This window comes from Stenotrophomonas sp. FW305-C-20-S1 (assembly GCF_058783335.1).
The window spans coordinates 121,537-132,061 of record NZ_JBYTEK010000011.1 but is presented as its reverse complement, the minus strand read 5'-3'; the positions used below and the strand labels follow the sequence as shown (position 1 = coordinate 132,061).

6 protein-coding genes and 3 tRNA genes are annotated in these 10,525 nt (G+C 66.3%); 3 read left to right on the top strand and 6 right to left on the bottom strand.

Annotated elements, in window-relative coordinates; all coding sequences use genetic code 11:
• From AC3WTC_RS08430 to AC3WTC_RS08405, 6 genes are all read right to left on the bottom strand, one after another.
• Positions 1 to 755 (bottom strand): elongation factor Tu (locus AC3WTC_RS08430; protein WP_492711279.1); only part of this gene is annotated, 755 nt, incomplete at its 3' end.
• Between the two features lie 39 nt (positions 756 to 794).
• Positions 795 to 870: transfer RNA gene (locus AC3WTC_RS08425), tRNA-Thr, on the bottom strand.
• A 48-nt stretch (positions 871 to 918) separates the two neighbouring features.
• Positions 919 to 992, bottom strand: a tRNA-Gly gene (locus AC3WTC_RS08420).
• Between the two features lie 26 nt (positions 993 to 1,018).
• Positions 1,019 to 1,104: transfer RNA gene (locus AC3WTC_RS08415), tRNA-Tyr, on the bottom strand.
• Positions 1,105 to 1,246: 142 nt separating this feature from the next.
• Entirely contained in the window at positions 1,247 to 2,257 is a 1,011-nt protein-coding gene (locus AC3WTC_RS08410) for an isoaspartyl peptidase/L-asparaginase family protein (RefSeq protein WP_492711278.1), read from the bottom strand.
• A gap of 111 nt (positions 2,258 to 2,368) precedes the next feature.
• Positions 2,369 to 3,388 (bottom strand): cyanophycinase, encoded by a 1,020-nt coding sequence (locus AC3WTC_RS08405; RefSeq protein ID WP_279208912.1) that lies wholly within the window; start codon positions 3,386 to 3,388, stop codon positions 2,369 to 2,371.
• Between the two features lie 170 nt (positions 3,389 to 3,558).
• Here AC3WTC_RS08405 and AC3WTC_RS08400 point away from each other — a divergent pair, with 170 nt between their 5' ends.
• From AC3WTC_RS08400 to AC3WTC_RS08390, 3 genes are all read left to right on the top strand, one after another.
• Positions 3,559 to 6,297: a TonB-dependent receptor plug domain-containing protein gene (locus AC3WTC_RS08400; protein WP_080149959.1), complete on the top strand. Its 2,739-nt coding sequence runs from the start codon at positions 3,559 to 3,561 to the stop codon at positions 6,295 to 6,297.
• Between the two features lie 177 nt (positions 6,298 to 6,474).
• Positions 6,475 to 9,240: a response regulator gene (locus tag AC3WTC_RS08395; protein ID WP_492711277.1), complete on the top strand. Its 2,766-nt coding sequence runs from the start codon at positions 6,475 to 6,477 to the stop codon at positions 9,238 to 9,240.
• Positions 9,237 to 10,454 (top strand): EAL domain-containing response regulator, encoded by a 1,218-nt coding sequence (locus tag AC3WTC_RS08390; protein WP_218788759.1) that lies wholly within the window; start codon positions 9,237 to 9,239, stop codon positions 10,452 to 10,454. The genes AC3WTC_RS08395 and AC3WTC_RS08390 overlap by 4 nt, the downstream gene beginning before the upstream one ends.
• The last annotated feature ends 71 nt before the right edge of the window (positions 10,455 to 10,525 follow it).

The following is a 10,525-nucleotide window of genomic DNA, read 5'->3' as shown; positions in this document are numbered from 1 at the left end:
GGACGGATGCCGACGATTTCGATTTCTTCGCCGACCTTGATCACGCCGCGCTCGATACGACCGGTCACCACGGTGCCACGGCCCGAGATCGAGAACACGTCTTCGACCGGCATCAGGAACGCCTTGTCGACGTCACGCTCCGGGGTCGGGATCCAGGTGTCCAGCGCCTCGACCAGCTTGATGACGGCCGGCACGCCGATGTCGCTCTGGTCGCCTTCCAGCGCCAGGCGGGCCGAACCCGAGATGATCGGGGTGTCGTCGCCCGGGAAGTCGTACTTGCTCAGCAGCTCGCGGACTTCCATTTCGACCAGTTCCAGCAGCTCGGCATCGTCAACCATGTCGGCCTTGTTCAGGAACACGACGATGTACGGCACGCCGACCTGACGCGACAGCAGGATGTGCTCGCGGGTCTGCGGCATCGGGCCGTCAGCGGCCGAGCACACCAGGATCGCGCCGTCCATCTGGGCAGCACCGGTGATCATGTTCTTGACGTAGTCAGCATGGCCCGGGCAATCGACGTGGGCGTAGTGACGAACGGTGGATTCGTATTCGACGTGCGCGGTCGAGATCGTGATGCCACGTGCCTTTTCTTCCGGCGCAGCGTCGATCGCGGAGTAATCCTTGAACTCGCCACCAAAGCGCTCGGCACCGATCTTGGTCAGTGCGGCGGTCAGCGTGGTCTTGCCGTGGTCGACGTGACCGATGGTGCCGACATTGACGTGCGGCTTGGTGCGCTCGAACTTACCCTTGGCCATGGCTGCTTATCTCGAATTCGTCTGGTGTGGTGCTGAAGATGGTGCTCACAAAAGGAATCGAACCTTCGACCTCTTCCTTACCAAGGAAGTGCTCTACCGACTGAGCTATGTGAGCGAGTTTTGCATTATGGCATGAACTCGATAATATTCAAAGTTCATTCAATGGAGCGGGAGACGGGAATCGAACCCGCACCATCAGCTTGGAAGGCTGAGGTTCTACCATTGAACTACTCCCGCACCGGGAATGTGCCACAACGTGAAGCTGGTGGAGGGAGGTGGATTCGAACCACCGAAGGCGTAAGCCAGCAGATTTACAGTCTGCCCCCGTTGGCCGCTTGGGTATCCCTCCTTACCACCCCATTCCGTGCCGCCGAAGCGTTGCGGTGTGTGGTGGTGAGCCCGCAATTCTGGAGATGAAGCGGGGGTCTGTCAACGCTTTTTTTCACTTTTTTTCACGCGCGTCGCAAACCCCTTGATACGCAAGGGTCTGCTCAAGGCAGCGCGATTGTCTCGTCGGCAAAGATGGCCACATGGGCAACGCCATCGGCCCCGATCCAGCCCCGATACATGCCCTGGGTGTTGAACGGCGCTGCCGCTTTTCCATCTGCAGAGAGCACGATCGCCCCGCCGTCGCCGCCCATCTGCGGAATCGCGTCGTTGATCACGCCCTTGCCCGCCTGTTCCGGCGACTGACCGAGGTAGCGCATGCGCGCGCAGATCTCATGGGCTGCCGCGGTACGGATGTAGTACTCGCCCCAACCGGTACCCGACACCGCACAACGCGCATCGGCCCAGGTGCCGGCACCGATGATCGGCGAATCGCCGACACGTCCATAGCGCTTGTTGGTCATGCCGCCAGTGGAGGTGGCTGCAGCAAGATGCCCCTGTGCATCCAGGGCGACCGCACCGACCGTGCCGAAGTGCTTTGCGGTTTCCAGGTCGGCATGCGCCTGCCCGCTCGCTTCTTCCTTCAATGCACGCTGCAGCTGCTGCCAGCGCTTGTCGGTGCGGAAGTAGGAGGGGTCGACCAGGGTCACGCCCTGCTCGGTGGCGAAGGCTTCGGCGCCCTGCCCCACCATCATCACGTGCCTGGACTTCTGCATCACCGCCTGCGCGAGGAGGATCGGATTGCGCACGCGCTGCACGCCGGCCACTGCTCCGGCCGCCTGGGTGGCACCGTCCATCACCGCCGCGTCCAGTTCATTGCGGCCTTCGTGGGTGAACACCGCGCCCTTGCCCGCGTTGAAGGTCGGATCATCCTCGAGCACGGTGATGGCCGCGGTGACCGCCGCCAGTGCCGGACGCCCGGCTGCAAGTTCGGCATGGCCCTTCAGCAATGCCGCCTTCAGCGCAGCGCGCGCGGCCTGTTCTTCTGCCGCGGAGAGATCCTTGCGCTCCACCCCGGCACCGCCGTGGATGACCAGCAGCGGTGATGCGGTGGGTGCGGCCTGGGCCAGCAGTGGCAGGGACAACAGCGCGGACAGCGCCAGGCGCAGTTTCATGGAAGCAGATCTCCAGCAGGACAAGGATTGGATTGCACGGTAGCGTCGGGCCATGCCCGGTGGAAGGCACAGCGCGGCGGCATCCGCCGGGCATGGCCCGGCGCTACCGGATCATTGGCGGACGACTTCAATCTCGCCATCGCTGATTTCAGCCAAAGCCTGGTAGGCCGCGTCGGCCTGCAGGTCGTCCAGGCGCATGCGACTGCCGCTGGCGACCACGGTGACCGGTACCGCATGGAAGCGCAGGGGCTCGCCTACCACCAGCCGGTCGGCGTCGCGTCCGGGGCTGACCACCCAGACCTTGCCTTCGCCGTCGGCACTGTAGACCTGGGCCTGGCCGTCAGGCTCCACGCACAGGGCCGTGTCTTCGTCGACGCCGATGCCGACCATGTCCGGGTCACCACTGTCATGCGCGGCGCGGGCCACGAACACGATCAGGCGACCGAGACGGTCGCGCTTGTCGAAGTGGGTGTCGGTGACCACCCGCTGCAGGTAGGGCAACTGCAGGAAGCCGCGGTCCAGGGTCACCGCCTCGCCCATCGGGTCGGCCATGGCGCTGGCCGAATCGATGCTGCCGCCATCCAGCGCGCCATAGGCGTAGCCGCCGAGGATGGCCAGCCCGGCGCTGGTGCCGGCAATCGGCTTGCCGGCGCGCACGTGGGCATTCAGCGCGCGATTGAGCGCGGTGCCCTTCCAGAAGCGGATGTAGCGGGACTGATCGCCGCCGGCGATGAAGATCGCATCGGCCGCGGCCACGACCCGCAGCACGGCCGGGTCATCGGCGCCGCGGCGGTTGTCGAACACCAGGGTCTGCACGGCGGTGGTGCCGCCAATCTCCCGGTACAGACGGTCCTGCAGCTCATCGGTGCCGGAGGCGCGCAGGATCAGCACACGGCCATTGCCGGCCTGGCGCAGCCACCACTGGAAGGCTTCAGGCACCCATTCGCCACCGCCCATCAGCATCATCGCGGGGGCTCGCGGGCCAGGCCGCGGCGCATCCAGATCGCCCACTTCGTAGTAGGCGAAGCCCGGGTCCATCAGTTCCTGTGCCGCCGCTGGCGATGACCAGAAGAGCGCGGACAGCAGCAAGGCGATGAGCGGGCCACGCAGCCCGTAGCAAAGGCGTCGCATTTTGATCTCCCTGAACAAAAACGACCTGCAACCGTTTTCACTCTTTGCCAGACATATCCCCAGTAGTCAAGGACATGAAAAAGGCGTTAAATGCGCGCGCCCATTCCTGAAATGTGAATGGGGGACAGGGCCCCTCCTCTGTGGGCCGGCATTACTTCCGAGAATTTCTCATGCGTAGACAGGCGATGGCGTGGTCGATCCAGCTGGCGTTGATGGGCGTTGCTGCTTCGGCGGCGGCACAGACTCCCGCTTCCTCTTCGGTACAACAGCTGGATGCGGTGCAGGTGACCGGCTCACGCATCCCGCGCGCCCAGGTGGAAGGACCGGCGCCGATCACTGTCATCAACGCAGAGCAGATCCGCTCCAGCGGCTTCACCACCGTGCCGGACGTGCTGCGCGCGATGACCCAGAACGGCGGTGAGACGCAGAGCCAGCAGTCCTCCGGAGGGGCCGATTTCTCGCCGGGTGCGCAGCAGGTCGACCTGCGCGGGTTGGGCCCGAACCACACCCTGGTGCTGGTCAACGGCCGTCGCATCGCCGACTTCCCGATGCCGTTCAAGGGCCGCAGCAACTTCACCGATGTGTCCAACATTCCGCTGGGCATGATCGACCGCATTGAAGTGCTGACCGGCAGCGCGTCGGCGATCTACGGCTCGGATGCAATCGCCGGCGTGGTCAATTTCATCCTGAAGAAGAAGGCCGATGGCACCACCATCGACATGCGCATGGGCACCACCACCGAAGGCGGTGGTGAGTCGTTCGACATGAGCCTGGCCAGCGGCTTCAGCAGCGGCAACTTCAACGCGGTGTACAGCGTCGAACTGCAGTCGCAGACGCCGCTGTGGGCCTACGACCGCGACATCCAGGACTCGACGCAGGACGGCCCGACCGAAGGCGCGCGCATCGCCCGTCGTTCCTACCTGCGCACCGATTACAACGATGACTACCTGGACCCGGGCGCGGCGACCTGCGAGGCGTTGGCCGGGCAGAACCAGGGCAGCACCTACCGCGCGTTCCGTCCGCGCTACGGCTACTACTGCGGCAGCGACAGCTCGATCGGCTACGGCACGATCCTCAGCAAGCGCCGCGGCGCCAACGGCTATGCCTCGCTCAGCTACGACTTCGACAACGGCCAGCAGTGGTTCGCCGACGTGCAGCTGGGCTACCACACGATGTCACTGATGCGCGATGTCACCAAGTGGGGCCGCATGGCCGCCGACGGCGATGAGTCGGGTTACTTCAACAATGAAGCCACCGGCGAGATCGAGTTCTGGCAGCGCCAGTTCTCGCCCGAGGAAATGGGCGGGCTGGACAATGCGATGGTGCGCAGCACGCAGAAGACCTTCAGCGTGACCACCGGCTTCAAGGGCAACCTGACCGGCAACTGGGACTACGAAGCAGCACTGAGCCATTCGCAGTACCAGTCGCGGATCAGCTGGGCGCAGATCATCGCATCCAAGGCCAACGACCTGTTCCTGGGCCCGCAGCTGGGCGAGGACGAGGACGGCTTCCCGATCTACAACGCCGATCCGTCGCGCCTGTACCGGCCGCTGACCCGTGCCGAGTACGATTCGATCGCCGCACGCACCACCTATACGCCGAAGTCGCGCACCGAGACGGCTGCGTTGACCCTGACCAATGGGTCGCTGTTCACCCTGCCCGGCGGCGATGCCGGCTTTGCCGCGACGGTGGAAGTGGGCCAGCAGGCCTACGCGCTCAACCCGGACCCGCTGGCGACCGGCTATTACTACTACAGCTGGAAGGATTCGGACGGCAAGGGCTCGCGCAACCGCTGGGCGACTGCCGCCGAGCTGCGCATGCCGCTGCATGAGACGGTCAACCTGAGCGTGGCCGGCCGTTACGACCAGTATCGCTATTCGGGCCATACCATCGGCAAGGCGACCTGGAGCGGCGGCCTGGAATGGCGCCCGATCGACACGCTGCTGGTGCGCGGCTCGTACGGCACCGCGTTCCGTGCGCCGGACCTGCACTATGTGTTCGCCGGCCCGGGCAACGACGAGACCAGCGCGGAAGATCTGTACAACTGCCGCGCCGACGCCGCCGATGATTGCGCCGATTACGAGCGCAACGTGATCCGCAGCCGCAGTGGCAACCGCGAGCTGGAACCGGAAACCAGCACCTCCTGGAGCGCGGGCTTCGTGTGGTCGCCGGCCACCGGCCTGGACCTGTCGGCCGACTGGTTCAACATCGACATGCGCGACCAGGTGCAGGACATGGACGTGCGTACGATCCTGGCCAGCGAAGCGAACTGCCGGCTGGGCAGCGCCGACATCGGCTCGCCGACCTGCGTGGATGCCCTGGCCCGCATCACCCGCACCGCCGACGGCCGCCTGTACGGTGTGCACGTCAATCCGATCAACGTGGCGCGCGAGTCCACCTCCGGCGTCGACGTCGGCCTGCGCTACCGCCTGCAGACCGGCATCGGCGACTTCATCTTCAATGGCACCCACACCTGGGTGAAGAAGCATGACTTCCAGCGCTATGCCGGCGATGTGACCGAAGACCAGTTCGCGATCAACAGCGGCTTCGATATTCCCCGCACCAAGACCAGCGTCAGCGTGACCTGGGAAAAGGACGCCTGGTCGGCCACCGTGTACGGCTCGCGCCTGGGCAAGCTGCCGACCTCGGACAGCTACGACCAGGTGTTCGACGAGGAAAGCGGCGACAGCCCGTGGATCAAGGCGACCTACCGCTACAACGCTTCGCTGCAGTACCGCTTCGACGATCACTCGCGGTTGTCGCTGTCGGTGGTCAATGTGTTCAACAAGATGCCGCCGAAGGACAAGACCTATACGGCGTACCCGTACTACGACGTGTCTTGGTTCGACAGCGTCGGCCGAACCATCAACCTGCAGTACACCCACAAGTTCGGCGGCAGCGCGCTGTAAGGACGCCCTGCTGCTGGCTCGCCACAGACCCCCGCTTCGGCGGGGGTCTTTTTTTGACCGCCAGCCGCTGCCCCAGCCTGAACGGTTCCCCGCCGACGGCGGCCTCCACGGCGGGCGCGCCGCTTTTTAGGACATGACTGATTCCGGGCGGGTGACCGTCCTCCCTAGGATCGGTGCATGTTCCGATTCCCTCGCCCTTCCCTGCCCCTGGTCGCACCGCCGACCACCGCTTCGGTGCTGCTGCGCTGGCTGACGGTGTGCGTGTTCCTGTGCCTGGCTGCCGCCACCGGCTTCTACCTGCTGACCGCGTTGACCGAAGATATCTCCAGCCACCGCCGCGACATGAATGCCGCCGCGTACAGGGCGCAGATCTACTTCGACCAGCGTGAGGCCCTGCTGCGCTATCTGGGCGATTCGGTGGTGGTGGGTGATCCGTCGGCGCCGTCCAGCGAGGGTGTACGCCAGCTGCCGTTGGACGGGCCGGGTGGAAAGCCAGGCCAGCGCCTGCTGCTGTCGCCGCGCGCAGAACACACGCTGCAGACCCTGCAGACCCATCTGTTGCTGGTCGACGCGCAGGGAACGCATTGGCTGGCCGGCGGCCAGGCCGACGTGGACATCGCCGGCCTGCCCACGCTGCATGTACTGCAGCAGCGCAGCGGCACGCTTGCCGGTACCGATCCGGTGTACTGGCTGCGCGCGGGCGACGCCGGGGTCGCTCTGGCACAACCGGTACAGGCCGGACCGCAACCGGGCCAGTGGTTGATGCTGCTGCTGGACAGTGCGGCCGCCTCGGACATGATCGATGGCCAGGGCATCGGCGGCTACGCCCTGCTGGACCGCGACGGGCAGCCCGCCCTGTCGAGCCTGGCTCCGCGCCTGGACAGCGCAGGCTGGAAAGCACTGCAGCAGCGCCAGGACGACAGTTTCGGCGTGCTCTGGAGCACAGGCCTGCCACGCGGCGTGGCCTTGGTGAAGGGCGTAGGCAATGACGGCTGGCGGCTGGTCTATCACCTGCCTCCACGCCTGCTGCTCGGCGACATGGCGACCTCGCTGCTGATCAGCAGTGCGTTGCTGCTGCTGGCGGGCATCGCGCTGCGCCTGCTGCGGCATCGCGTCGACCGCCAGTTGATCCAGCCGGCCCTGCTGCAGCACCGGCGCCTGCTGGAAAGCCTGGATTTCAGTTCCACGGTGATCGACCTGGCGCCGGTCGGCATCTGTGTCCTGCGCCGCAGCGACCGCCAGCTGCTGCTGTCCAACCAGCTGCTGCGCGACTGGCTGGGCGAGGAAGGCACGGACAGCGATTGGCAGGCACCGTGGCGCGGGCATGCCGGCGAACGCGGTCGCGGGCTGGAGTTCACCGCACGCGACGGTCGCCAGCTGCAGGTGCTGCATGCGGCCTGCCGTTACCAGGATGACGACGTGCTGCTGTGCGTGTTCCATGACATCTCACGCCATCGCCAGGCGCAGGCGGCGCTGTCCTCGGCGCGGCAGGCAGCCGACGCCGCCAACCAGGCCAAGAGCGCGTTCCTGGCGACCATGAGCCATGAGATCCGCACGCCGCTGTACGGGGTGCTTGGCACGCTGGAGCTGCTCGGCCGCACGCCCCTGGATGCGCGCCAGTCGCAGTACCTGCGCACCATCGAGAGTTCTTCGTCGGTGCTGCTGCAGCTGATCAGCGACGTGCTGGATGTGTCCAAGATCGAGTCGGGCCAGCTGAGCCTGGAGCCGGCATCGTTCTCGCCGCGCGAGCTGACCGAGAGCGTGCTGCGCAGCTTCGCCGCTGCGGCGACGCGCAAGGGCCTGCAGGCACTGGTCTGCACCGATCCCCGGTTGCCGACACGGGTGCTCGGTGATGCCGACCGGATCCGCCAGGTGCTCGGCAACCTGCTCAGCAATGCCATCAAGTTCACCGAGCATGGCCGGGTGGTGCTGCGCGTACGACTGGTGCAGCGCGAAGGCGAGTCGAGCGTGCTGGCCTGGCAGGTCACCGATACCGGCGTGGGCATCGCCACCGAGGAACAGGCACGCCTGTTCGAGCCCTTCCGTCAGGTCCGTGGCGCTGCCAGTGCGCAGGGCACCGGGCTGGGCCTGTCGATCAGCGACCGCCTGGTGCGCTTGATGAGTGGCGAACTGCGCGTGGTCAGCGAGCCGGGACTGGGCAGCAGTTTCACCGTGCGCCTGCCCTTGCCGGTGCTGGCGGCGACCGAGGATGGCCCCGCGTTGCTGGCCGAACCGCCGGTCTACGTGCGCGGCCGCGATCGCGAGCTGGTCGATAGTGCCTGTGGCTGGCTGCGCCGCTGGGGTGCCAATGCGCAGCCGCTGCAGGGCGATCCTGCCCTGCTCGACCACGCCGGCGCGATCCTGATGGATGGCGAGGCGGAACAGCCGTTGGCCTGGCAGGGACCGCGGGTGCTGGCCTCGATCGATGGGGGCGACCAACCGGCACCTGCCGCCGATGGCGCGCTGCTGGTCACCCTGCATGGCATGTCCTCGATCGCCTTGGCGGTGGCACGCCAGCAGCGCCAATGCGCAACGCTGCCGACCGCAGCGCGCGATGTGCAGCCAGGCCCGCTGGGACTGCGGGTGCTGGCCGTGGAAGACAATCCCATCAACCGGGTGATCCTGGCCGAACAGCTGCAGGCCCTGGGCTGCGAGGTGGAGCTTGCGCAGGATGGTGTCGAGGCGTTGCAGCTGTGCCAGGCCCATGACTTCGACCTGGTGGTCACCGACATCAACATGCCGCGCATGGACGGCCACACCCTGGCGCGCCGGCTGCGGGCGGAGGGCGTTCTGCTGCCGGTGATCGGCGCCACCGCCAACGCTACCGCCGAGGAGCGCGAGCGCTGCCTGGCCAGTGGCATGCAGGGCTATCTGAGCAAACCCATCGACATCGCACGCCTGCGTCAGGCGCTTTCCGCCGTTCGCCAAGGAGATCCTGCATGACCCGCCGTGTCCTGATCCTGGAAGACCAGCCGTTCCAACGCGGCTATCTCGTCAATCTGTTCAGCGCGCGTGCCGGCGTGCAGGTCGACGCCTGCGAAGACGTCGATGCGGCTATCGCCCTGTGTGCCTGCCAGGCCTATGACCTGGTGGTGAGCGATCTGTTGATGCCCGGCCAGGATGGCATCCAGTTCATCCAGGCACTGGCCGCGCAGCCGCGTCCGCCGCGGCTTGCCGTGGTCAGCGCAGCCTCGCGGCGGATGATGAGTTCGGCGCGATTGATGGCTGAATCACTGGGCCTGGACGTGGTCGGCCTGTTGGCCAAGCCGGTCGCCGCCAGCGATGTCGATGCGCTGCTCGATGCACTGGCGCAGACCCGGCCAGCCGTACGCACCAGCCCGACTGCACTGACTCCCGAGCCGGACGCGGTGCAGCTGCGGCAGGCGCTGGCCGACGGCAGCCTGACTGCCTGGTTCCAGCCGAAGAAATCGTTGCAGTCCGGGCGCGTGGTTGCCGCCGAAGCACTGGTGCGCTGGCGCCATCCGCAGCTCGGAACACTGGCGCCTGGAAGCTTCCTGCCGGCACTGTGCCGCCATGGCCTGGAGGGCGAACTGCTGCGCGCGATGCTCACCGCCAGCATCCAGGCGCAGGCGCGCTGGCGCTCCCAGGGATTCCGCGTGCCGGTATCGATCAACCTGCCGCCGCATCTGCTGGAGCAGTCCGATCTTCCCGATGAGCTGCTGGCATTGACCCTGGCCGCCGGCGGCAACCCGGCTGACCTGTGCTTCGAACTGATGGAGAACAGCACCACCCGCCACGTCAGCGACTTCTATGCAGGCGCGTGCCGGTTGCGGATGAAGGGGTTCGGCCTAGCCCAGGACGACTTCGGCCAAGGCCTGAGCTCGGTGCACAACCTGGTCAACACCCCCTTCACCGAGGTCAAGATCGATCGGGCGCTGGTCAGCGGCTGCGCGCGCGATCCCGCCCTGCACCTGACCTTGACCACCGTGATCGCGCTGGCCAACCAGCTCGGCCTGACCATCGTTGCCGAAGGCGTGGAGAGCGATGCCGATCTGGCCGCGCTGCGCCAGCTCGGCTGCAACCAGGTGCAGGGCTTCCTGATTTCGCAGGCGCTGCCCTCGGACGACTTCACCCGACTGCTGGACGAAGATGCTCCGGATGAGGGCGCGCGCGGCAGCCGTGCAGCATCGCGCTGACAGTCGAGGCTGAAAGGCTTCACAATCCCATCAAGAGTCATTGACGATCCTCTCTGCGCGGCGGTACCGGC